We start from the raw sequence: 22367 nt of genomic DNA, 5'->3' as shown, positions 1-22367 counted from the left end.
CCTGAAGGTCGTGCGTTTTCGAAAATACGAGCCGCGAATGCACTCACTCTAGGCGGTGGAACCGACAGATTATTCAGGCCGACGGTGTGTCCTGGGAGGACGTGACGGGTGTGACGAACGAGACTGAAGTTGCCTTATTCGGCCGGGACTTGCCCGTCGTCCGGCAGCGGCCCCACGACGTCGACGTACTCCGGAAGCAATGGCTCGATTGCGAACTTCCCGGACACCGCGTCGGGCGGAAGCGCCTCCACCGCCCGCACTTCCGCGCGTCCGGCCACCTCGCTCAACTCGGCCGAGGTACCCCGCACCACCAGCGTCACCACGCAGGCGCATCCGGCCAGCAGCCGGCGCTGCGACACTGCCGCAACCTGTGCTTGCCGGTCATCTGCGGAGGATTGTTCCGGTATCCGGCCCGCCGCCCGCGCCGGCGAGTTCAGCACCGATCGTTCACTGCCAGGGACACCCACGGTGAGTATCGGTGTCTGCACGCGATCGAGCGGTACGCGCAGGAGCACCTGCGAGATACGTACGCCGTTCACGGCGGCGTAGGCCTGTTCGGCAGTCAGTTCTCTATCGAACGACACCGAGCCCCAGCGGGGTTCGGCTCCCTCGGTACGCAGGCTCGTCTCCGCCCGGGCCAGGTAGTCGGTGACCTGCTCCCCGCTGTCCGGGCCGAGCCGGTCGGTGGCGATACCCAGCTGCCGCTGCGGGTTCAGGTGCCCGACGACGGCCAGGCCGCCGAACAGCAGCGCGGCTGCCACCACGACACCGACCACACCCGAGTATCCGCGCATCAGGCCTTCCGAAGAACCTCGAGTGCATGTTCGAGGTCGGCCGGGTACTTGCTCTCGATCTCCACCCAGCGGCCGTCGGACGGATGCGCGAAGCCGAGCGAACGTGCGTGCAGCCACTGGCGTTCGAGGCCCAACCGTTCGGCCAGGCGCGGATCGGCCCCGTACGTCAGATCCCCGCAACACGGATGGCGGAGCGCCGAGAAATGCACTCGAATCTGGTGGGTGCGACCGGTCTCCAAATGCACGTCCAGCAGGCTCGCCGCCTGGAACGCCTCGACCGTGTCGTAGTGGGTCACGCTGGGCTTGCCATCCGCGCGCACGGCGAACTTCCAGTCGTTGCTTCCGTGGCGTCCGATCGGCGCATCGATGGTTCCGCTGCTGGGATCCGGATGTCCCTGCACCAGAGCGTGATAGCGCTTGTCGATGGTCCGCGCCTTGAACGCGCGCTTGAGCACCGTGTACGCCCGCTCCGACGTGGCGACCACCATCACCCCGGACGTTCCGACGTCGAGACGGTGCACGATTCCCTGACGCTCGTGCGCGCCGGAGGTAGAAATCCGGAACCCCGCGGCAGCGAGACCGCCGATCACGGTCGGGCCGGTCCAGCCCACGCTGGCATGGGCAGCCACACCGACGGGCTTGTCCACGGCTACGACGTCGTCGTCGGCGTAGAGAATCTCCATGCCTTCGACCGGTTCTGCTTCGATGGTCAGCTCACGAGCGGGCTCGGGCAGGGTCACTTCGAGCCACGAACCTGCCGACAAACGGTCGGACTTTCCCACCGCACTGTGGTCGACCAGCACCGAACCCTCTTCGGCCAGTGCGGCGGCGACGGTACGGGAGAGCCCCAGCAACCGGGCGAGCCCGGCATCGACGCGCATGCCGTCCAAACCGTCGGGCACCGGCATGGAACGCGATTCCCTCACGAGTCGGATCCCGTCGAGGCACCGGAGTCGAGCTTGGTCACCCGTTCGCCGTTGGGCTCGAAACCGAACAGGCTCAGCGCAACCAGCAGAATTGCCCCGCACACGATGGACGAGTCGGCGACGTTGAACACCGGCCACCAGCCCACCGACACGAAATCGACCACATGGCCCTGGAACGGTCCGGGAGCGCGAAAGAAGCGGTCGATCAAGTTGCCCAGCGCGCCGCCGAGGACCAGGCCCAAGCCCAACGCCCACCACGGTGATCGCAGCGTCCGGCCAATCTTGATCACACCGATGACGACCGCGACGGCCACCACCGTCAGCAACCACGTCATTCCGGTGGCCATGGAGAATGCCGCGCCGGGATTACGTACCAACCGCAGCGCCACCACGTCTCCGACGATCTCGATCGGATTCCCGGGCTTCACGAAATGCACGACGAGAATCTTGGTCACCAGATCGAAGAGCAGGATCACCGCGGCGATGGCGATCAGCAATCGAGTCTTCAGTGGCTTGACGTTCTCTGCAACAGCACTGCTGCCCCCGGTCACCTCCGGGTCCGCGGTCTCTTTCGATGCAGGAACACCGCTGGTCTCGGGTATCGGGTCGTCGGTGCGGTCTTCACTCACCAGTCCATCATGGCGTATCGGCGGCGGTGCATCCTCATCCGTGTCGCGCGGTACCGGCTACCGGCAGGGCTGTCAGTAGCCTGGTGGCCGTGAAGTCGACCGATCGCGCCAGCACCGTCCCCCGCCCAGTCCGCACCGGGTTTCTCGCCGCATGCTGCGCAGTGGCTCTGATCGCGGGGTGTTCGAGTGCCGACACCGAGCCCGCAGCCGAGCCAACGGCACCCACGAACGAGGTGACGATCGCGGTGCCGCCGACGACCACCACGGTCGTCGACCCGGGAACCGAGCCACGCCGCGTGCTGACCTTCGATACGGCCGATACGGATGCGCAGAACGTCGACCTCACGACCACCTCCACCGTGCAACAGCAGATCGACAACGGAGCGCCCCAAGACTTCTCCAGTCCCGAACTGACGCTGCCTCTGAGCGCATCGACAGCCGACACAGGAGTGGAGCCTGCGGAACGACCCGACAGGGCCGTCGACGAGGACGACGCCTCGACCGGGGCGACGCGATCGATCGACCTGACCATCGGGGCCGCCACGTCACCGGACGAGAGCCTGACCGACGCACTGTCCGCGTCGGAAGGCTCCACCGCTCGGCTGGCAACCACCGATTCCGGTGCGATCACCGCGCTGCACATCACCCCGGCCGAGGCCGCTCTCGACACCGCCAGGGCGGCGATCGAACGCTCGTTCAACGCCGCGGTGTACCGCTCGCTCCAGTTCCCCGAGGACGAAGTGGGCGTCGGCGCGGTGTGGACCGTCGATCAACAGGTGGTCAGCGGAATCACACTGAACCAGCGCACGACCGTCACGCTGCGCGCACTCGACGGCGACCGAGCGACCGTGGACGTCGCGATCACGCAGACCCCCGAGTCACCGGTGTGGAACCTTCCCGACAATGCCGGGACGCTGAACATCGCGTCGTACACCTACACCGGCGCGGGATCTCTCGACATCGATCTCACCCTGCCGCTGCCCGTGGCCGGGTCGATCACCGCCGGCGGCGAGCAGATGTACACCGATCCCGACAGCACTACCGTGCTGCGGCAGACGGTCGGCGATTCGATTGCATGGGGCGACCGATGACACGAACCACTACTCGTGCATTGGCCGGGCTCTCACTGATCGGCCTCGCCGCAGCAGCGGGATGCAGCTCGGCCGAGCCGTCGCAGGCCACTGCGCCGGTACCCACCGTCGTTGCCGCTCCCGATCCCCTGCTCGGCGGGCCCATCACCGACAGCGGCGTTCTGACGTCGTCGATGCTGGGTCTCGGCGACTTGCCGGACGGCTTCTCCACGATTGCGGATCCGGTTCGAGATCTGGGATTGGATCCGGCCCCCGACTACGACTCACCCGACAAGTCCAGTACCGACCCGGCCGGATGCGCTGCCGTACTGGCCCCGGTGTCGGATCAACTCGGCGGCGCGGCATCGTCGGCGGTGGTTCGCTTCTCGGGCCCGAACTTCTCGTCGATAGACGAGGACGCGGCGAGCTACACCGGGACCGAGGCAGCTGAGGCGTTCGAATCGGTGCAGCAGGCGTGGGCCGGGTGCGCCGAGTTCAGCGGCACGGACGCGGACGGGGTGAGCGTGGAGTACGCGTTGGCCGGCCGGGAGCAGCCGCAGATCGGTGATGCGTCGGCCTCGATTCGATTGACCACCAGCAGTGCAGGATTCACGTTGATCTCCGACGTCGTGGTGGCCGTGGTCGACTCCACCGTCGTGCAGATCGTCGTGTCCGATCAGGGCGGACTCGAATCCGAGACGGTCACCGCTGTGGCCCAAGCCGCAGCCGACCGTATCCGAACGGCCACGCCGAGCACCTGAGCAGCATCGAGGCAATGAAAAAACTGCCGGTGACAGCTCCCCGAGAGGAGGTGTCACCGGCAGTTCAGGTGCGGTCAGAGACGATCGGCAGGACTCAGGGTGCGGGGCACGCCGGGCTGGTCAGCTGCGCGAGCGAAACGATGCCGCAGGCGTTCTCCTTGGAGAGCTTCCAGACGCCGTCCTCGGGGACGAACTGGAACGTGCCGGGGTTGGCCTGCCCGTTGAGGGTGATGGTGATGCCCGCGTTGAGGACTCCGGTGCCGAGATCGTCGATGCTGGTGATCTCGATCTGAGCGTTGTTGGCAACGGCAGCCGCGGCGACCTGGTTGATCAGATCCGGGTCCTCGGACGCGCCCTGGATCAGGGCCGCCTTCTCCTCGACCGGGACGTTGGGATCCAGTCCGCGCATGAGCTGGGTGTTGAGCTCCTCGACCGTGGGTGCCGGCGGGTAAGCGCCGCCCTCGGGAGCAGCGACCGCGGAGGTCGTCGTGGCGGCTGTGGTGGTAGTCGTCGTGCCACCGTCGTCGGAACTGCAGGCGGTCATGGTGAGGGCTGCGGCGATGGCGATACCGGCAACCATTGCCCGTCGGGTGTTGCGAACCTTCAAGTGCTTGTCCTTTTCACTCTGAGCCACGTCTCGATCGTTCTGTGACTCGTCGGTCGTCTGGGTAGTGGTCGTCTCGGACCGGAGTCCACTATGTCAGCTCGGATCGGTCGAGGCACAACCCGTCACGGCTACCTGTGAAACCTCACAGAGTTTCCTCAGCTCTGCCACAACTCACTTCAGGCTGTCGAGAACATCGGCGACGACCAGGTTCTCGTCCGATTCGGCGAAGGTCCGCGCAATTCCTGGCCCGGTGGTTCGGGTCTCGAATCGCACGGTCACCACTGCATGCCCGGCACCCTGCACCCAGCCGTGACCGAATTCGGGATGCCGGACGTCCAGGCCGGGCTGCCAGCGCGGACCACTCGGGACGAGTACATCGGAGGCGGCATCGACCGGCAACGCCGACTCCTCCGTCGCATCGGTCGCATCGGTCGCATCGGTCGCATGGGTCGCAGCCACGACCTGTTCGTGTTCGAGCTCGGGGAACAACGATCCCTGCCGAACTGCCGACAACCCGGCCAACCCGACCCCCACCAGCCGGATCGGCCCCACATCCACCGGGTCGACAGCCAACCGCTGTGCGGTGGCCGCGATGGTCTGTTTGTCCACGGTTGCGTAGGGCAACGTCGCGGATCGGGTGATGATGCTCATGTCGGACTTGCGCAGTTTGAGCACTACCGTTCTGGCACCCCGACCGTCCTTCAGAAGTCTGCGATGCGTCGACTCGACGATGGACTCGATGGCCGGGCGCAGCTGCGTGAGGGACATCAGATCCTGTGCGAACGTGGTTTCGGCGCTCACCTGCTTGGCCTCGGCGCGCTCGGCCACCACTCGGTTGTCGATGCCCCGCGCCAGCTGATGCAGGCTCGGCCCCATGGTTGCACCGAGGATCGAGGCCACCTCGGACTCGGGGGTGGCCACGAACTTGCCGATGGTGTCGATGCCCAAGCGGCGCAACCGTTCTCCCGCTACCGGACCGATCCCCCAGAGCTTCCGCACCGGCAGGGCCGCCATCAGCTCGGCCTGTATTTGCGGAGCGACGACGGTAATTCCGTCGGGCTTGGCCAGGCCCGACGCGATCTTGGCGATCTGTTTTCCCGATCCGGCACCGATCGACGCGACCAAACCGGTCTCGGCGAGTACCAGCTCGCGCAAACCCGCGCAGAACTGCTTCACCTCGCCCACCGTTGCACCGGCCAGTTCCGCCGGCTCCCCGAACGCCTCGTCGATCGAGAGTTGCTCGAGGACGGGCATGCGCACCCGCAGCGCCTCGAACCCCCGCCGACTCAGCTCGGAGTACAACGGGAACCTCGGCGGCAGCACCACTGCACTCGCACCGACCAGTCGGCGTGCCTGATGCATCGGCATCGCCGATCGGGCACCGAACGCGCGGGCCTGATAGCTGCACCCGGCCACCACACCTCGCCCGCCCGCTCCCCCGACGAGAACGGGCCGGCCTCGCAGCGTGGGCCTGGTCAGTTGCTCGGCGGAGGCGAAGAACGCATCCATGTCCAGGTGCAGCACCCATCGGCGACTCCGCAGAGTGTCGTCGGCGATGTTCGGCACGATCAGCGCGGATCGACGGTGAAACCGAGCGCCCGAGCAGCGCGTTCGGGTGTCGGATCGGACCACAGCTCACCGTAGGTCTCGGTCGTGGTCAACGATCGGGTGTGCGCGGTGTCGATGTAGAGCGTTCCGCCGAGATGGTCGGTCTCGTGGGCCACGATTCGGGCCGGCCAGCCGTGGAGCACCTCATCGATCTCGCTACCCGATTCGTCGACACACTCCAGCCTCACCGAGGCTGCGCGGGTCACCACGGCTTGGTAGCCGGGAACGCTGAGGCATCCCTCGTAGAAGGAGGCCGTCCTCGATCCCACCGCGGTGTATCGAGGATTGACCAGCACGCGAAACGGCACCGGGGTTCGCTCCCGCTCGCGTGCGACAGCCGCGCCGACGTCGAACAGGTCCTCGATCACCGCAATCTGCAGCGGAATTCCGATCTGCGGGGCGGCAAGCCCGACGCCGGGTGCGGCGTGCATGGTCGCCCGCATCACCTCGATCAACTCCGACAACGTGTCGGTATCGAGTTGCCCGTCGTACTCGCTTGCCCGCGAACGGAGAACCGGATCGCCCGCGGCCACGATGGGTACGACGCCGCCGCGAGCTACCGACAGCACCTCGCGGACGGCATCGACGGATATACCGTCGTCGGTCACATCATCGTCCGTCACGACGACTTCGTGATCGCTGCCCGAACTCCTTCACCGAGATCGCTGCCGTCGTCCCCGACGCGTCCATCGACCAGCGAGAGTGCGAGCACCTCACGTGAGATCAGATCCCGGTGCGCATCCAGCCACGCCTGCCGGTGCTCGGGCACCTCGATCACGATGTCGATGCGATCGGACACGTCGAGTCCGTGATTGCGACGCGCGTCCTGCAGCTCGCGGATGCGGTCCTTGGCCCAGCCTTCTGCTTCGAGTTCTTCGGTGACGGCGGAATCGAGCACTACCAGGCCACCGTTTCCGGGCAGAGGTGCCGTCGACTCCGGCTCGGCGGCAACGAGTTTGCGGGTGTACTCCTCGGGCAGCAGAGCGATTCCTGCTGCGCTGACGACGCCGTCGGCATCCTCGGACCAGTCACCGGCCTTGACCGCCTTGATGACTTTCTGGACATCCTTGCCGATCCGGGGTCCGGCAGCGCGCGCGTTGACGACGAGCTCGAACTTTCCGTGCACGGCAACATCTTCGGTGAGATCGACCTTCTTGACGTTGACCTCGTCGGCGATGATGTCGAGGAACGGACGCAGGCGTTCGGCGTCGGCAGCGGCGACGGTGACCTCGGGCAGCGGCAGCCGAACCCGAAGGTTCTGAGCCTTCCGCAAACCGAGGACCGTGGAGCACACGGTACGGACCTCGTCCATGCTGTCGACAAGCTCCGGATCCGACGGCAACTCGTCGGCCGTGGGCCACTCCGTCAAATGCACCGACCTGCCGCCGGTCAAGCCCCGCCACACCACCTCGGTGATCAGCGGCAGCAACGGAGCCGCAATGCGCGTGAGCACCTCGAGGACGGTGTGCAAGGTATCGATCGCGTCGGAATCTTCGCTCCAGAAGCGCGAGCGAGACCGTCGCACATACCAATTGGTCAACGCATCGCAGAACGTCCGCAGTTCGTCGCAGGCACCGGCGATGTCGTTGCCCTCGAGCGCATCGGTGATCGCGTCCCGGGTGGCCGCGAGCTTGGCGAGAACGTAACGATCGAGCACGTGCGGCGAATCGGTACGCCACCGACCGGGCGTCGAGGCGTAGAGCTGCAGGAAGCTCCACGCATTCCAGATCGGCAGCAGTGCCTGCCGCACGCCTTCGCGGATGCCCTGCTCGGTGACGATCAGGTTGCCGCCGCGCAGGATGGGGGACGACATCAGGAACCACCGCATGGCGTCTGAGCCGTCGCGGTCGAAGACCTCCTTGACGTCCGGGTAGTTCCCCTTCGACTTGCTCATCTTCAGACCGTCGTCGCCCAGCACGATGCCGTGTGCAGCAACGGTTTTGAACGCGGGTCGATCGAAGAGCGCGGTCGCCAGCACGTGCAGCGTGTAGAACCAGCCACGGGTCTGCCCGTTGTACTCGACGATGAAGTCACCCGGGTTGTGCGTGGAGAACCATTCCTCGTTCTCGAACGGGAAGTGCACCTGCGCATACGGCATCGAACCGGACTCGAACCAGCAGTCCAGCACCTCGGGAACCCTGCGCATCGTGGACTTTCCGGTCGGGTCGTCCGGGTTCGGTCGCGTCAGATCGTCGATGTACGGACGATGCAGGTCCGTCGGGCGCACACCGAAATCACGCTCGAGCTCGTCCAGGCTGCCGTAGACGTCCAGTCGTGGATAGGCGGGGTCGTCGGACGTCCACGCCGGGATAGGGCTGCCCCAGTAGCGGTTTCGACTGATATTCCAGTCGCGAGCACCTTCGAGCCACTTGCCGAACTGGCCGTCCTTGATGTGCTCGGGCACCCAGGTGATCTCCTGGTTGAGCTCGACCATCCGATCGCGGAACTTCGTCACCGCGACGAACCACGACGGCACCGCCATGTAGATCAGCGGCTGACCACTGCGCCAGCTGTGCGGGTACGAGTGCTCGATGGTCTCGTGCCGCAGCAGACGACCGGACGCTTTGAGGTCCTTGATGATCACCGGATTCGCGTCGAACACCATCAGGCCCTCGTACGGCGGCACCAACGAGGTGAACTTGCCGCCGGCATCGAGCGGTTGCACGACCTCGATCCCGTTCGCAGTGGCGACGTCCATGTCCTCTTCACCGAATGCCGGTGCGAGGTGGACGATTCCGGTGCCGGAGTCGGTGGTGACGTAGTCGGCTTGCAACACACGGTGGGCGTTCTCGTGGCCGAGGAAGAAGTCGTAGGGCGGCGCGTAGCCGAGCCCGACCAACTCGGTGCCGGTGTGCTCCGAGAGCACCTCCGGCTCCTCCCCCAATTCCTTCGCGTAGTGATCGAGACGCGCAGCGGCCAGTACGTAACGCTCTCCGTCCGTCCCTCGCACCTGCACGTAGTGCACGCCGGGGTTGACCGCGATCGCCAGATTGGAGGGCAGTGTCCACGGAGTGGTGGTCCAGATCAGCGCGTTCGCGCCGTCCAGCGGCGAGTCAGGGGCCGTCAACGGCATCGTGACGGTGACCGCGGGATCCTGACGCATCTTGTACGCGTCGTCCAGGCGGGTTTCCTGATTGGACAACGGTGTCTGCTCGTACCAGCTGTACGGCAACACCCGGTAGCCCTGATAGATCAGGCCCTTGTCGTGCAGCGTCTTGAACGCCCACATGACCGACTCCATGAAGTCGACGTCGAGCGTCTTGTAGTCGTTGTCGAAGTCGACCCACCGTGCCTGACGCGTGACGTAGTCGCGCCACTCGTCGGTGTACTGCAGAACCGACTGCTTGCAGTAGGCGTTGAACTTCGCCAGACCCATCTCGTCGATCTCGGACTTGTCCTTGATGCCGAGTTGCTTCTCCGCTTCCAGTTCGGCAGGCAGGCCGTGGCAGTCCCAGCCGAACCGCCGTTCGACCTTCTTGCCGCGCATGGTCTGGAAACGCGGGACCAGATCTTTGACGTATCCGGTGAGCAGGTGCCCGTAGTGCGGCAGACCGTTGGCGAAGGGAGGACCGTCGTAGAAGACGAATTCCTCGGCATCCGCGCGGTTGTCGATACTGGCTCGGAACGTTCCGTCCTCGGCCCACTCGTGCAGAACGATGCGCTCGAGATCGGGAAAAGGAACACTGCCCGAGCGTCCCTCGGCCAGATCCACCAACGGGTACGACGAGCCCGTAGGCCGTGCGCTCTGTTCTGTCATGATCTGTCTCCTCCGTGCCGGACGCGTACGAAACGCGACATCTGTTGGCACGGGGACGACATCGGGCGATCTGGACGCCCGGTACCGCGGTACCACCCCGCTTGCTCGCACTCGACGGCGTCACCGTCGGCGCGAGCCACTCCACGTGAGCTGTGACGGGCTCACCCGTTCGGTTCTACTGAACGTCGCTGGGAAACACCGAGGCATTTCCATGGACGTCGTTCTTCCGAAGGCTCCCCGGTGATGGCCGGATCGACGCCTGATTGTTCATTTGTGGTCGAAGGCGATGTTACCTGTCCACTTCGGGCGGTGGTCGACGGCCTGTCAGCGCACCGACCAGGAGCAGGATCGCGCCGACGACACACACCACGATGCACGCCCATGCCCACACCACAGAGCCCGTCATCAAGGCGAGAACCAAGAATCCGAAGCCGATCGCCGCTGCGCCGAGAGTCAGGACCAACACGGGATTCCTCGCTCACCACTCGCCTCGACAACCGAATCCGACGCTGCCGTACTCGGCAGCGTCGGCGGACGCAGTGGTGCCTCAGTTGCCCTTGGCGTACGACTGGCTGTACCCGGACGACTGGTTGTCCTGATTGAAGTTGTCCTGACCGTTGTCGACCGGCAGAGCCGAAGAACGGTTCTCGAGCTCTTCGAGCTGCGATTCGAGGTACGACTTCAGGCGAACACGGTACTCACGCTCGAACGTCTTGAGCTGCTCGATGCGTCCTTCGAGAACGGACCGCTGCTGGTTGATCGTCGCCATGATCTCGGTGTGCTTGCGCTCGGCATCCGCCTGCAACGCGTCGGCCTTTTCTTTGGCCTGACGAAGCTGAGTCTCGGAGCGAGTCTGAGCGTCGGACAGCAGCGACTCGGACTTCTGGCGTGCCTCGGACATCATCGACTCGGAGCGCGTGCGCGCATCGGACACCAGACGTTCGGCATTGGTGCGAGCGTTGCCGAGCAGCTGCTCGGACTCCGACTTGGCGTCACCGGTGAGACGGTCGGCCATCTCCTGAGCGAGACCGAGGATCTTCGCGGCCTGCATGTTGGAGTCGCCACCCTGCTGCGGGGCTGCAGCTACCGGTGCGACCGGTGCGGGCTGCTGAACCACGGGCGCGGGCTTGGGAGGATCCACCGGGCGCGGCGGCTCGACCTTCGGAGCCGCAGCCTGGGTGGGCTGCGGGTTCTGCCGAGCCGAGCTCTTTGCATCAGCGAGCTCCTGATCGAGCTCACCGACTCGCTGGCGGAGGTCGGCGTTCTCTTCGATCAGTCGCGACAGCTCTTGCTCGACGAGGTCGAGAAAAGCGTCGACCTCGTCTTCGTTGTAACCACGCTTACCGATAGGCGGCTTGCTGAACGCTACGTTGTGCACATCAGCTGGAGTCAGCGGCATGGAAGGATCCCTTCACGCGTCTTGGGGCGGTAGAGCAAGCATTCAGTTATATGCCATTCCGCGCGAGTGCAGAACAATCAAACTGTAACTGGCGTCCATTCTGTCACACAGGACACGCAGCCTGCGCGCGTCCCGCGTTCTAACATTCCATCTTCGACCTCAGGCGGCGAGACCGCTGGTCACATTCCACGCGATGAAGACGACGAACAGCAGGACCATAATCGACAGGTCCAGCCGAACTCCACCCAGGTTGAGCGGCGGAATTATCCTCCGAAGGAACTTCACCGGCGGGTCGGTGACCGTGAAGATCGCCTCGAGCAAGATGACGACGACCCCCGTCGGTTGCCAATCCCTCGCGAAAGTTCTGATGAACTCGACGATGATTCGACCGATGAGAAGGAGCCAAAAAAGAAACAATACGATGTTGATCACCGTGAACACGATCACGGCTATACTCTGCCTGACTTCGCCGAGCTGAGCAAAGCGCGCTGGTCACAGCCCCGATTTACCGATGCGGACTGAGAATCTCTCACTGCTGACTGTAGAAGCCGGTCTCGGCGATACGCCTGCGCTCCTGCGGCGACACATCGACGTCCGCCGGCGAGAGCAGGAAGACCTTCGTCGCCACCTTGTCGAAGGATCCGCGAAGCGCAAAGGCCAGGCCTGCAGCGAAATCGACCAATCGCTTGGCGTCCGCATTGCTCATCTCCACCAGGTCCATGATCACCGGAGTGCCGTCCCGGAACCGCTCACCGATGGTACGAGCCTCGCTGTAATCACGGGGGCGCAGCGTGGTGATCTTCGACAGCGGGCCACCGTCGTCGGCGATCGGGCTGCGGCGGGTCTCCGCACGCACGTCCATACGAGTGTCCATCGCCAGCGCTCCTCGAGTTGCCGGGCCGCGCGTGGACGGAGCCGAACCACGTCCCCGACCACCGATGGGGGCGAGTGCGGCAGCCGGACGCGGTGCCTCGTAGTCGTCGTAATCGTCGTCGAGTTGCGCATGCCGAGATCCACCGAACGACGGCTTCACGAACTCGCGCTCGTCGATGTCGTCGTAGCTGTCACGCCCACCGCGAGGGCTACGCCGCGCATCGGGATCGTCGAGGTAGTCGTCCTCGTAGTCGGCGAGCGGAACCATGCCGAAGTACGCCTTGAACTTGTGCAGGGTGCTCATCGTTCTGCCTTCCGTGGAGGTGTGTCTACCGTCGATCCCCAGGTTCGCAAGTGTCTGTTGTGACTGATGTGATCCTGGACCGTTATTGCGAGGTTATCGGCCGGGCCCCGAGTATTGCGGTACCGACACGCACGCACGTCGATCCGTGGCGCACAGCAGCTTCCAGGTCTCCGGTCATGCCCGCGGACAACTCGACTGCCTCGGGATGATCGAGCAACAGGGACTGGTGAAGGTTCTCGAGGTCGGCGAACGCGGCGTCCGGTTCGGCGTCGAGCGGCGGCACTGCCATCAACCCCGCCAGGCGCAGACCGGGTGCGTTCGACACGGTCTCGGCGAGCTCGTGGAGGTCGTCACGTTCGACTCCTCCGCGGTGCACATCCCCGTCGAGACTGACCTGCAGGAGCACATCGAGTTCTCTCTGCCGTACGCCGTCGTCCAGGGCCGATGCGACCGCTTTGGACAGCGCGGCCACCAGCCTCGCGCTGTCCACCGAGTGGATGGAATGCGCCCAGGCCGCGACGGCCTTCGCCTTGTTTCGCTGCAGATGTCCGATCATGTGCCACCGGGGCGGATCACCGACGAATTCCTCGGCCGTGTCGGCCACCTTCGGAGAGGCGTCCTGCTCTCGGGATTCGCCGAAGTCGCGGCAGCCGAGACGATACAGAATGCGTAGGTCCGATGCCGGAAAGAACTTGGTCACCGGGAGTAATGCCACTTCGGCAGGTGAACGGCCCGCGTCCACGCACGCACTACGGAGTCTCTCGCGCACCGCCGTCAATGCAGTCTCGATCTCGGCGGCGCGCGCGCTGCCCGCCCCGCCGTCGACGATGGGCTCGTTCATGACATCCCTTTCCGCCGGTTCAGCGATCGACCGCTGTGGGCCGCTCGCCGGTCGATGCACTGTCCATCCACACCACGCTCGCAATCCGGCCGGTCGACCCTTCTCGGCGGTGGCTGAACAGAGTTCTGTCCTCGATGGTGCAGCGCGGATCCTGCGCTACCGCGGACACTCCCGCCGCGAGCAGTTGGGCCCGCACGCCGGCGGGGATGTCGAGCCCGGGAGTCTTGCGAACCGTTGTGGTCGCGCTGCCAGGGAGATGCTTCTCGACGTCCGCACGCATGGCCGCGGGCACCTCGTACTGGCGTCCACTGGCGGCAGGGCCCAGAAAAGCACCGATTCTTTCGGGCACCGCGCCGAGGTCGATCATGGCCTTCAGGACCCGGGGCACGATGCCTATACGCGCCCCCACCCGGCCCGCGTGCACGGCGGCGATCACGCCGGCGTCCTCGTCGGACAGCAGGATCGGCACGCAATCGGCGGTCAACACCACGAGCCCCAGATCACGCTGCGTCGTCACCAACGCGTCGGTCATCGGCACCGGCTCGGTCACCGGCCCGTCGACCACGGTGACGGTGCGTCCGTGCACTTGTTCCATGAAGACGAGCCGCTCGACTCCCATTCCCAGTCTCTCGCCGAGACGACGGCGATTGGCCTCGACCGCAGAGGGCTCGTCACCCACATGATCGCCGAGATTGAAGGTGTCGAACGGGGGTGCCGACACACCGCCCGCCCTCGTCGTCGAGACGCGTCGAACGCGGAACGAACCAGCGGATACGGGGTCGGTCACCGCCGCATGAAGGACGGCACGTCGACCTCGTCTTCGCCGTCGTCCTCGGCGACGGGAACCCGGCGGCCGGAACCGACGGACTCACGCCCCTGCCCACCCGAATCGCGACCGTGGCCCGATTCGCGGCTGGAGGATTCACGATTGGACGAACTCGACGAGTTCAGCGGTGGCAGGCTGCTGCCACTCGGTGCACCGACGGGGTCGCGGAACACGGCACCCTCGGAGCTCTCGTTCGTGCGAGAAGACACCTCGCCCGAGCGGGCCGATCCGATCGGACCACGCGTGGAGGTGGCAGCTTCCACCGGTCGGCGCGTCGGGGTGCCGCCGTCGAAGCCTGCGGCGATGACGGTCACGCGGACCTCATCGCCCAGCGAGTCGTCGATGACCGTTCCGAAGATGATGTTGGCGTCGATGTGGGCTGCTTCCTGCACCAGCGACGCAGCCTCGTTGATCTCGAACAGGCCGAGGTCCGAGCCGCCGGCAATGGACAAGAGCACACCGCGCGCCCCTTCCATCGATGCTTCGAGCAAGGGCGAGTTGATCGCCGATTCGGCGGCCTTGATCGCGCGGCCTTCGCCGCGGGAGGAGCCGATGCCCATCAGTGCACTGCCCGCGCCGGACATGACGCCCTTGACGTCGGCGAAGTCGACGTTGATCAGGCCCGGGGTGGTGATGAGGTCGGTGATGCCCTGGACACCGTTGAGCAGTACCTCGTCCGCGCTGCGGAACGCATCCATCAAGCTCACTGCGGCGTCGCCGAGCTGGAGCAGGCGGTCGTTGGGAATGACGATGAGCGTGTCGCAGGACTCGCGAAGCTGCTGGATGCCGGTATCGGCCTGCCCGCCGCGGCGCTTGCCCTCGAAGGAGAAGGGCCGGGTCACGACGCCGACGGTCAGCGCACCGAGCTTGCGAGCGATGTTGGCCACGACGGGAGCGCCGCCGGTACCCGTGCCGCCGCCCTCACCTGCGGTGACGAACACCATGTCGGCACCCTTGAGCACCTCTTCGATCTCGTCCTTGTGATCGTCTGCTGCGCGGCGGCCCACCTCGGGATCGGCACCTGCGCCGAGCCCGCGGGTCAGTTCGCGGCCGACGTCGAGCTTGACGTCTGCATCACTCATCAGCAAGGCCTGAGCGTCGGTGTTGACCGCGATGAACTCGACTCCCTTGAGTCCCTGTTCGATCATGCGGTTGACCGCGTTCACGCCGCCGCCGCCGATGCCGACGACCTTGATTACGGCGAGGTAGTTGTGCGGGGGCGTCATGGGCTCTCGCCTTCCGTGGAGTGTTGCGTGAAATGTGGAAAACTCTCAACCTAAACCACAGGCTTAGAGTTATGTCAAGTACTGAACTGCTCGGAACGCTATTCATCCCCGACGGGTATCGCCATTAGGCGCGCCGACGCCACGCCGGAAATATGCGTCTTTCGCGCCGAAACTATTTCGTGGTGGGCAGATCCGGACTGGACACGTCGAAAATCTGGCCCGGCTGTGAGAGCAACGCGATCGCCACCGCGGACTTACGGTCGGAGTCGTCCTTGCTTCCCCACACCACGGTGCGTCCGTCGAGCAGCCGGATCGAGATGTCGGACAGGGTGCTCGCTCGCAGCTCGCCCACCTGATCTCGCAACAGCGGCGGCAACGTATCGAGCACCGCCAGAGCATCTTTCGTCACCGGATCGCCGTACACAGGGTTCTCGGTGACCAATCGCACGACTCCGGGCGGCGGCGGTGCGACGGCGAAGTCGACCCCGGTGGAATCGAGCAGATGCGTGCCGTCCGGAGAATCGAAAAACGCCACCGGTATTCGCTCCTCCACCGTCACCTGCACGGTCGACGGGTACTTGCGCTGCACCCGCACCGTCGCCAACGCCGGAATCGTCGCCACCCGCTGCGCGGCAGCAGCCGTGTCGACCCGAACGAGTGGGATACCGGCGGGAACATCGAGCAACTCGAGGATTTCCTGCTCGGACACCGACGACTCCCCCGTGACCGAGATGCTTCGAACGGAGAGCAGCGGTGTGAAGTACACCAGCGCAGCCGATCCCACCACCACCAGGACGACGGCGAGCACGATCAGCACGGCCTTGCGACGCGAGCGCTTCACCCGCGCCCGCTCCTCTTCCCTGGCCTGAGCGCGTACCTGCTTGTCGCTCATCTGGGGTGGCGAATCTTTTTCTGTTGCAGCTGTTCCCGACCTCGAAGAACGAACTCGATCGGAGCGGCGGGTCACGGTGTCGGCCGATCCTTCGAGACGCCGCGGCCGGTCGCAGCACCGAAATCCGTCTTCGAGCGAAGTGCGTCCAAGATCGGCCCGCCGAGCATTGTCACATCGCCGGCACCCATGGTGATGACCACGTCGCCGGGCACGCTCAGATGCGCAACTTGCTTGGCCACCAACGACAGATCCGGTTGGTAGTTCACCGGTTTGGTCACCGAGGCGGCAACCAGTGCCCCCGTCACACCGGGCAGCGGCTCCTCCCGCGCGCCGTACACGTCGAGCACCACGATCTCGTCCGCCAACGACAATGCGGCACCGAACTCCTCGGCGAAGGTGGCGGTTCGCGAATACAGGTGCGGTTGGAACACCACCACGACTCGTCCCCGTTCGAGACCTGCGCGGTCCTGACCGTCGACGAGAGCCTGCGCTGCGGTCAACACCGCACGCACCTCGGTGGGATGGTGCGCATAGTCGTCGAACACTCGAACGCCGTGCTCTCGACCGGTGAACTGGAAACGTCGGTGGACTCCGCCGAACCCGGTGAGCCCCGCCAGGAGCTCCTCGGTACCGGCACCCACCTGACGCGCCGCGACGAATGCCGCAAGGGCGTTGAGTGCGGTGTGCCGGCCCGGAACTCCGAGCCGAACCGTGCGCGCCGCATCCTCGCCGGCGATCTGTAGCTGCGCGACGCCGCCCACGTCCTCGGGCTCCCACGCCAGCAGACGAACGGCCATCTCGACCGGTCCCGCGTCCACGTCGGACGAACCGTAGCCGAGCACGGTGACGCCGGGCAGATTTCTCTCGACCACCCGACGGGCCAGGGCTGCCGAACCGGGGTCGTCCATGCACGCGACCAGTACGCCGCCGGGGCGCAGCACGGCGGCGAAGTCGTCGAACACCTGCACGTAGGCCTCGGTGGTACCGAAGTGGTCCAGATGATCGGCCTCGATGTTCGTCACGATGATGACGTCGGCCGTGTACTGCAGCAGTGAACCGTCGCTCTCGTCGGCCTCGGCCACGAACACGTCGCCGCTCCCGTGGTGCGCATTGGTCCCGGCCTCGTTGAGCTCTCCCCCGACGGCGAACGATGGATCGAACCCGCAGTGCTGGAGCGCGACCACCAGCATCGACGTCGTCGACGTCTTTCCGTGGGTACCCGAGACCAGAAGAGTGCGGTATCCCTGCATCAGGGAGGACAGCACGGCCGGGCGCAGAATGACTGGAATTCCGCGTTCGCGGGCCTCGACCAGCTCGGGATTGGTCTTGGGAATCGCGGCGTGAGTCGTCACCACGACGGTGGGGCCGCCGTCGATCATGTCGAGTGCGCCGGCGTCGTGACCGATACGAACCTGTGCGCCACGTGCACGTAGCGCGAGCACCCCGCGAGATTCCTTGGCGTCAGATCCCGATACCTGTCCGCCGCGAGCCAACAGAATGCGCGCGATCCCGGACATCCCGGCACCGCCGATGCCGACCATGTGTACACGTTCGAGCTCTGCCGGCAACTCCGACCTCGCTGCACCGTCAATTGTCACGCGGACGTCTCCCTCGTTCTCTTCGCAAGCGCGACACCGCCCGGATCAGCGCCTCGCCGCATGCGCGGTGTCGAGCACGATCTGCGCGACGGCAGCTGCTGCCCCTTTGTGCCCGGCACCGGCCGCGGCCCTGGACATGACGGCAATCTTCTCCGAGTCCTTCAGCAGCGTGACCACCGTGTCGGACACGTAGTTCTCGGTCAGTGTCGCATCGGACACCAGGATGCCACCTCCGGCGTCGACGACAGGACGGGCGTTGAGCTCCTGCTCGCCGTTGCCATGAGGTAGGGGTACGTAGAACGCAGGCAGGCCGGTTGCGGACACCTCGGCAACCGTCATGGCTCCGGACCGACAGATGGCCAGGTCGGCCGCCGCGTACGCCAGATCCATCCGGTCGATGTACGGCAACGCGACGTAGGGCGCGTCCGGATTGCGCTGATCGACGTCGAGCGAGTTCTTCGGTCCGTGCGCGTGCAGTACCGAGATACCGGCCGCAGCGAGAGCGGACGCAGCACCGGACACTGCCTCGTTGAGTGACCGGGCTCCCTGCGAACCGCCGAACACCAGCAGCACCGGGCCGTGCTCGGGCAGACCGAAGTGCTTCCGGGCCTCTGCGCGCATCGCCGGTCGATCGAGTCCGGTGATGCTGGGGCGCACGGGAATTCCGATCACTTCCGCGTCGGTTGCGCCGTGCGCGGCTATTCCCGATCCGGCAACGGCTGCCAGCACTCGCTGCGCGGACCGTGCCCCGACCTTGTTGGCTATGCCCGCCCTGGCGTTGGCCTCGTGGATGACCACGGGAAGTCTGCCGCCTCGACCGAGCAGCCGACCACGCGCAGCGAGATACGCCGGCAGCGCGACGTAACCGCCGAACCCGACGAGGACGTCTGCTTCGACGGTCGCGAAGATCTCCCTGGTGCGGCGTACCGATCGCACGACGCGGACCGGAAGTTTCAGTAGATCGACGGTCGGTTTGCGCGGCAGCGGAACGGGTGGAATCAATTCGAGGGCGTAGCCACGTGCCGGGACGAGCGTCGTCTCGAGTCCGCGGCTGCTACCCAGAGCGGTGACGGTGACGGTGGGGTCGAGGACACGCAGGGCATCGGCCACGGCGAGCGCGGGTTCGATGTGCCCGGCCGTCCCTCCCCCGGCGACCACGACGGAAATCGGCCTGGAAGTCTGCTTCACCGTCGATATCCTCGCTCACCCGAACGAACGGGTGGGCGACCGGGTTCCGGTTCCGGTCGCGGACGATACGAATTCTGAGGTTCCGGTCGCGGCCGAGGGAACGACCGGGATCCGGCGGGGTACCCGGCCGGATCACGGCGCTGCGGTTCGGGCCTGCGGGCCCGACCGCGGACCGATTCGCCCCGTCGCTCGGTCGATTTCGGCGACATCGTATCGGTGCGCGAACTCGATGCTCTGATCCGTCCCGGCTCGGGTGTCCGCGCTTGCCGACCGTTGTTGCCCCTGCGGGCCTCGAGACGCTTGCGGTCCTGCGCGGCCAGGGTGGGGCGAGTGGACCTCGAGCGGGCCATCGCGGCACGTTGAGGCGAGAACACCGCGGGCAACGGAAGCTTGAGGGCACGAGCGATCCGACCCTCCTGCCCGGCATGCAGGGCCGCGATCGCCTCCGGTTCGTGGCGGGCCGCGCTCGCGATGATGCCGAACATCAGCAGGGTGATCGCCGTCGACGTGCCACCGTAGGACACCAGCGGTAGCTGGAGACCGGTCACCGGAAGCAATCCGACGACGTAGCTGATGTTGATCATGGCCTGACCGAACACCCAGCAGGTTGCACCGGCCGTCAGCAGGCGCAGGAAGGGATCGACCGAACGCATGGCGATGCGCAGGCCGGTGTAGACGAACAGGCCGAACAAGCCGATGACGGCCAGGCAACCGATCGTGCCGAGCTCCTCACCGATGATGGCGAAGATGAAGTCGTTGTGCGCGTTCGGAAGATAACTCCACTTGGCGCGGCTCTGCCCCAATCCGCGACCGAACAACCCGCCGTCGGCCAGCGAATACTTGGCCTGCGTCGACTGGTACGACAGCCCCGACGTGTCCTCTCCCGGGTTGAGCCAGGCCTTGACGCGGTTGGAGCGATAACCGGCGGTGAACGCGAGCACCGTCGCCAGCGCGAGGCCCGTCATCAGCACCGCGCCGAACAGCCGGGCATTGAGGCCGGCGAACCACAACAGCGCCACCAGGATGATGCCGAGGGCGATCGCCGTACTGAGGTTCGGCTGCAGCACCACCAGCAGACACATCAGCAGACCCGCAGGCAGCAGTGGCACCAGCAACGACTTGATGTTGCCGTGCTCGCTGCGCCGTGAGGCCAACAGGTGCGCGCCCCACAGCACCAACGCGACCTTGGCCAGCTCGGACGGCTGGAAGGAGACGACGCCGAAATCGAACCACCGCCGTGCACCCTGACGCGCAGCGCCGATGCCGGGAATCAGCACGAGCATCAGCATCGTGAGCGAGACCAGGAACAACGGAAACGACAGTTTCCTGAGGTAGCGAACCGGGAGCCGGAGAGCGACGTAGAACGCAACGACTCCCAGTGCGACGCCGATCAGCTGCTGAGTGAACAGCGCGTAGCCGGACTCGTCGGCGGCGAAGGACTCGGCGGACGAGGCCGACAGCACCATCACCAGACCCAGCACCGTGAGGAGTACGGCGATGGTGACGATGAGGTGGAACGACGCCAACGGGCGGCCGAACCACAGGCCGATTCGCGTGCGGGGCGGCGAGGTACGACGAGGTGGGCGCGGCGGCTGACCAGCGGTGCTCACGAGCGGGGCGATCCGATGTCGGTCACGCTCAGCGCCTGCACGGACTCGGCGAAGCTTCGGCCGCGGTGGCCGTAGTCGACGAACATGTCCAGCGATGCTGCAGCGGGAGCCAGCAGGACGGTGTCCCCCGGCGCGGCACGTCCGGCCGAGTGGGCAACAACCGCCCGCATCACCGCATCAGCATCTTCAGCACCATGAGTCACACCAGCATCGTCTCCCGAAGGGAGCCTGACGACCGGAACATCGGGCGCGTGTCGCGCCAAAGCCTCTGCGATCTGCATCCCATCGCGGCCGAGCACCACCGCAGCAACGAGTCGATCGGCGATTTCCACCACCAGATCGTCGATCACGGCACCCTTGAGCAACCCACCCGCGATCCACACGACTCGCTCGTGCGCCAGGATCGACGAGCGAGCGGCATGCGGGTTCGTCGCCTTCGAATCGTCGATGAACGTCACTCCGCCGAGTTCGCGCACCACCGCCGCCCGATGCGGTCCCACCCGATAGCTCTGCAGACCGCGTCCGACAGCCTCGGCCTGCACCCCGATCGAGCGGGCCAGTGCGGCCGCCGCGAGGGCATCGAGAACCCCTGACGGGCCGCTCGGCTCGACGTCGCCGGCCGCGAGAAGTTCGACGTTCTCACCGAAGGCATTGTCCACCAGAACCCCGGACCGCACTCCCAGCTCACCCGAGGCAGGTTCGCCCAGCCGAAAACCGACGACCCGGCCGGACGGCGAACCGGCAGCCAGACTCGCCGCTCGCGCATCGTCGAGACCGACGACGGCGACATCACCTGACAGAGCTCGAGCCTTGGCAAGGACGTAACCGTCCATGCCGCCGTGCCAATCGAGGTGATCTTCGGCAATGTTGAGCACCACCCCCGCCGCCGGATGCACCGACGGAGCCCAGAACAACTGGAACGACGACAACTCGACGGCGAGCACGCTCGGCCGTGGGGTACCGCGCAACGCGTCGGCGATGGGGAGTCCGATGTTGCCGCAGGCCACCGAATCGATACCGGCAGCGTCGAGAATCGACGCCAGCATCGAGGTGGTGGTCGTCTTTCCGTTGGTTCCGGTGACGACCAGCCAACGAGTTCTGGGGCCGTAGAGCTCGGCGCGGTCCACGTGCCAGGACAACTCGACGTCCCCCCACACCGGTATGCCCAGCTCCGCAGCAGCGGCCAACACGGGCGAATCGGGACGGAAGCCGGGACTGGTGACGACGAGCGAGAACGCTGCCAGAGCCGCCGGATCGCCGAGCAGGTCGTCCTGCAGCACCACCGCGGCACCGATGCTCGACGCCGCATCGAGTGCACCGCGATCGGAATCGGTGACCGTGACGACAGCCCCGAGATCCAGCAACGGACGCACCACGGCGAGGCCGGATACGCGGGCACCGGTCACCAGGACCGAACTACCGCGTAACCAGGACAGGTCGGTCGGAGATACGTCCATG

21 protein-coding genes are annotated in these 22367 nt (G+C 65.9%); 2 read left to right on the top strand and 19 right to left on the bottom strand.

Features of this window, described 5'->3' with window-relative positions; all coding sequences use genetic code 11:
* Window positions 1–134: 134 nt before the first annotated feature.
* Genes ACFI9K_RS10040 through lspA form a run of 3 tightly spaced genes read right to left on the bottom strand, consistent with a single transcriptional unit; the run spans window position 135 to window position 2349 of the window.
* Window positions 135–794, bottom strand: coding sequence for a hypothetical protein (locus ACFI9K_RS10040; RefSeq protein ID WP_462663355.1), 660 nt, complete (start codon window positions 792–794; stop codon window positions 135–137).
* Window positions 794–1720, bottom strand: a complete 927-nt coding sequence (locus ACFI9K_RS10035; RefSeq protein WP_462663354.1) for an RluA family pseudouridine synthase — start codon at window positions 1718–1720, stop codon at window positions 794–796. The genes ACFI9K_RS10040 and ACFI9K_RS10035 overlap by 1 nt, the downstream gene beginning before the upstream one ends.
* On the bottom strand, window positions 1717–2349 hold the full coding sequence (lspA, locus tag ACFI9K_RS10030) for a signal peptidase II (RefSeq protein WP_462663353.1): 633 nt from the start codon (window positions 2347–2349) through the stop codon (window positions 1717–1719). The genes ACFI9K_RS10035 and lspA overlap by 4 nt, the downstream gene beginning before the upstream one ends.
* Window positions 2350–2438: 89 nt before the next feature.
* Between lspA and ACFI9K_RS10025 the strand changes: the two genes are divergently transcribed.
* Window positions 2439–3440 (top strand): hypothetical protein, encoded by a 1002-nt coding sequence (locus ACFI9K_RS10025; RefSeq protein WP_462663352.1) that lies wholly within the window; start codon window positions 2439–2441, stop codon window positions 3438–3440.
* Window positions 3437–4180 (top strand): hypothetical protein, encoded by a 744-nt coding sequence (locus ACFI9K_RS10020; RefSeq protein ID WP_462663351.1) that lies wholly within the window; start codon window positions 3437–3439, stop codon window positions 4178–4180. The genes ACFI9K_RS10025 and ACFI9K_RS10020 overlap by 4 nt, the downstream gene beginning before the upstream one ends.
* Before the next feature lie 94 nt (window positions 4181–4274).
* Here ACFI9K_RS10020 and ACFI9K_RS10015 read toward each other — a convergent pair whose 3' ends face one another.
* The 16 genes from ACFI9K_RS10015 to murD all read right to left on the bottom strand — a co-directional run bounded on the left by ACFI9K_RS10015 (window position 4275) and on the right by murD (window position 22366).
* On the bottom strand, window positions 4275–4760 hold the full coding sequence (locus ACFI9K_RS10015) for a WKL family lipoprotein (protein ID WP_462663454.1): 486 nt from the start codon (window positions 4758–4760) through the stop codon (window positions 4275–4277).
* A 198-nt stretch (window positions 4761–4958) separates the two neighbouring features.
* The gene (locus tag ACFI9K_RS10010) at window positions 4959–6296 is read right to left on the bottom strand and encodes a DNA polymerase IV (protein WP_462663453.1); all 1338 of its coding nucleotides are present in this window, start codon (window positions 6294–6296) and stop codon (window positions 4959–4961) included.
* Between the two features lie 59 nt (window positions 6297–6355).
* The gene (locus ACFI9K_RS10005; protein WP_462663350.1) at window positions 6356–7018 is read right to left on the bottom strand and encodes a peptide deformylase; all 663 of its coding nucleotides are present in this window, start codon (window positions 7016–7018) and stop codon (window positions 6356–6358) included.
* Window positions 7015–10152, bottom strand: a complete 3138-nt coding sequence (ileS, locus tag ACFI9K_RS10000; RefSeq protein ID WP_462663349.1) for an isoleucine--tRNA ligase — start codon at window positions 10150–10152, stop codon at window positions 7015–7017. Before ileS ends, ACFI9K_RS10005 begins: the two co-directional genes overlap by 4 nt.
* Before the next feature lie 289 nt (window positions 10153–10441).
* Window positions 10442–10618: a hypothetical protein gene (locus ACFI9K_RS09995; protein ID WP_462663348.1), complete on the bottom strand. Its 177-nt coding sequence runs from the start codon at window positions 10616–10618 to the stop codon at window positions 10442–10444.
* 81 nt (window positions 10619–10699) lie between these two features.
* Window positions 10700–11551 (bottom strand): DivIVA-like cell division protein Wag31, encoded by an 852-nt coding sequence (wag31, locus tag ACFI9K_RS09990; protein WP_462663347.1) that lies wholly within the window; start codon window positions 11549–11551, stop codon window positions 10700–10702.
* A 159-nt stretch (window positions 11552–11710) separates the two neighbouring features.
* Complete coding sequence (locus tag ACFI9K_RS09985; protein WP_032379036.1) at window positions 11711–11998, bottom strand: YggT family protein; 288 nt, start codon at window positions 11996–11998, stop codon at window positions 11711–11713.
* An 82-nt stretch (window positions 11999–12080) separates the two neighbouring features.
* Entirely contained in the window at window positions 12081–12728 is a 648-nt protein-coding gene (locus ACFI9K_RS09980) for a cell division protein SepF (protein ID WP_462663346.1), read from the bottom strand.
* A gap of 82 nt (window positions 12729–12810) precedes the next feature.
* The gene (locus ACFI9K_RS09975; protein WP_462663345.1) at window positions 12811–13569 is read right to left on the bottom strand and encodes a YggS family pyridoxal phosphate-dependent enzyme; all 759 of its coding nucleotides are present in this window, start codon (window positions 13567–13569) and stop codon (window positions 12811–12813) included.
* A gap of 19 nt (window positions 13570–13588) precedes the next feature.
* Window positions 13589–14356: a peptidoglycan editing factor PgeF gene (pgeF, locus tag ACFI9K_RS09970; protein WP_462663344.1), complete on the bottom strand. Its 768-nt coding sequence runs from the start codon at window positions 14354–14356 to the stop codon at window positions 13589–13591.
* Window positions 14353–15621, bottom strand: a complete 1269-nt coding sequence (gene ftsZ / locus ACFI9K_RS09965; protein ID WP_462663343.1) for a cell division protein FtsZ — start codon at window positions 15619–15621, stop codon at window positions 14353–14355. Before ftsZ ends, pgeF begins: the two co-directional genes overlap by 4 nt.
* 172 nt (window positions 15622–15793) lie before the next feature.
* Window positions 15794–16513, bottom strand: coding sequence for a cell division protein FtsQ/DivIB (locus ACFI9K_RS09960; RefSeq protein WP_462663342.1), 720 nt, complete (start codon window positions 16511–16513; stop codon window positions 15794–15796).
* A 71-nt stretch (window positions 16514–16584) separates the two neighbouring features.
* The gene (gene murC / locus ACFI9K_RS09955) at window positions 16585–18054 is read right to left on the bottom strand and encodes a UDP-N-acetylmuramate--L-alanine ligase (RefSeq protein WP_462663452.1); all 1470 of its coding nucleotides are present in this window, start codon (window positions 18052–18054) and stop codon (window positions 16585–16587) included.
* A gap of 102 nt (window positions 18055–18156) precedes the next feature.
* A complete protein-coding gene (gene murG / locus ACFI9K_RS09950) occupies window positions 18157–19299 on the bottom strand; it encodes an undecaprenyldiphospho-muramoylpentapeptide beta-N-acetylglucosaminyltransferase (protein WP_462663341.1) in 1143 nt (380 codons plus the stop codon).
* Complete coding sequence (ftsW, locus tag ACFI9K_RS09945; protein ID WP_462663340.1) at window positions 19296–20909, bottom strand: putative lipid II flippase FtsW; 1614 nt, start codon at window positions 20907–20909, stop codon at window positions 19296–19298. Before ftsW ends, murG begins: the two co-directional genes overlap by 4 nt.
* Window positions 20906–22366: a UDP-N-acetylmuramoyl-L-alanine--D-glutamate ligase gene (murD, locus tag ACFI9K_RS09940; protein ID WP_462663339.1), complete on the bottom strand. Its 1461-nt coding sequence runs from the start codon at window positions 22364–22366 to the stop codon at window positions 20906–20908. Before murD ends, ftsW begins: the two co-directional genes overlap by 4 nt.
* Between the last annotated feature and the right edge of the window lies 1 nt (window position 22367).

The sequence above is a fragment of the Rhodococcus sp. PSi06 genome (genome assembly GCF_054960675.1).
Note: the sequence above shows the minus strand (reverse complement) of the source record. Positions and strands in the feature narration are given on the sequence as shown.

Excerpts from the sequence above, each read along its gene's own strand:
- ACFI9K_RS10040 (WP_462663355.1), bottom strand. The coding sequence starts at position 794 with ATGCGCGGATACTCGGGTGTGGTCGGTGTCGTGGTGGCAGCCGCGCTG.
- ACFI9K_RS10020 (WP_462663351.1), top strand. The coding sequence starts at position 3,437 with ATGACACGAACCACTACTCGTGCATTGGCCGGGCTCTCACTGATCGGC.
- ACFI9K_RS10015 (WP_462663454.1), bottom strand. The coding sequence starts at position 4,760 with ATGGTTGCCGGTATCGCCATCGCCGCAGCCCTCACCATGACCGCCTGC.
- ACFI9K_RS10010 (WP_462663453.1), bottom strand. The coding sequence starts at position 6,296 with ATGGATGCGTTCTTCGCCTCCGCCGAGCAACTGACCAGGCCCACGCTG.
- ileS (WP_462663349.1), bottom strand. The coding sequence starts at position 10,152 with ATGACAGAACAGAGCGCACGGCCTACGGGCTCGTCGTACCCGTTGGTG.
- wag31 (WP_462663347.1), bottom strand. The coding sequence starts at position 11,551 with ATGCCGCTGACTCCAGCTGATGTGCACAACGTAGCGTTCAGCAAGCCG.
- ACFI9K_RS09980 (WP_462663346.1), bottom strand. The coding sequence starts at position 12,728 with ATGAGCACCCTGCACAAGTTCAAGGCGTACTTCGGCATGGTTCCGCTC.
- ACFI9K_RS09975 (WP_462663345.1), bottom strand. The coding sequence starts at position 13,569 with ATGAACGAGCCCATCGTCGACGGCGGGGCGGGCAGCGCGCGCGCCGCC.
- ftsZ (WP_462663343.1), bottom strand. The coding sequence starts at position 15,621 with ATGACGCCCCCGCACAACTACCTCGCCGTAATCAAGGTCGTCGGCATC.
- ACFI9K_RS09960 (WP_462663342.1), bottom strand. The coding sequence starts at position 16,513 with ATGAGCGACAAGCAGGTACGCGCTCAGGCCAGGGAAGAGGAGCGGGCG.
- murC (WP_462663452.1), bottom strand. The coding sequence starts at position 18,054 with ATGGTCGGCATCGGCGGTGCCGGGATGTCCGGGATCGCGCGCATTCTG.
- murD (WP_462663339.1), bottom strand. The coding sequence starts at position 22,366 with ATGGACGTATCTCCGACCGACCTGTCCTGGTTACGCGGTAGTTCGGTC.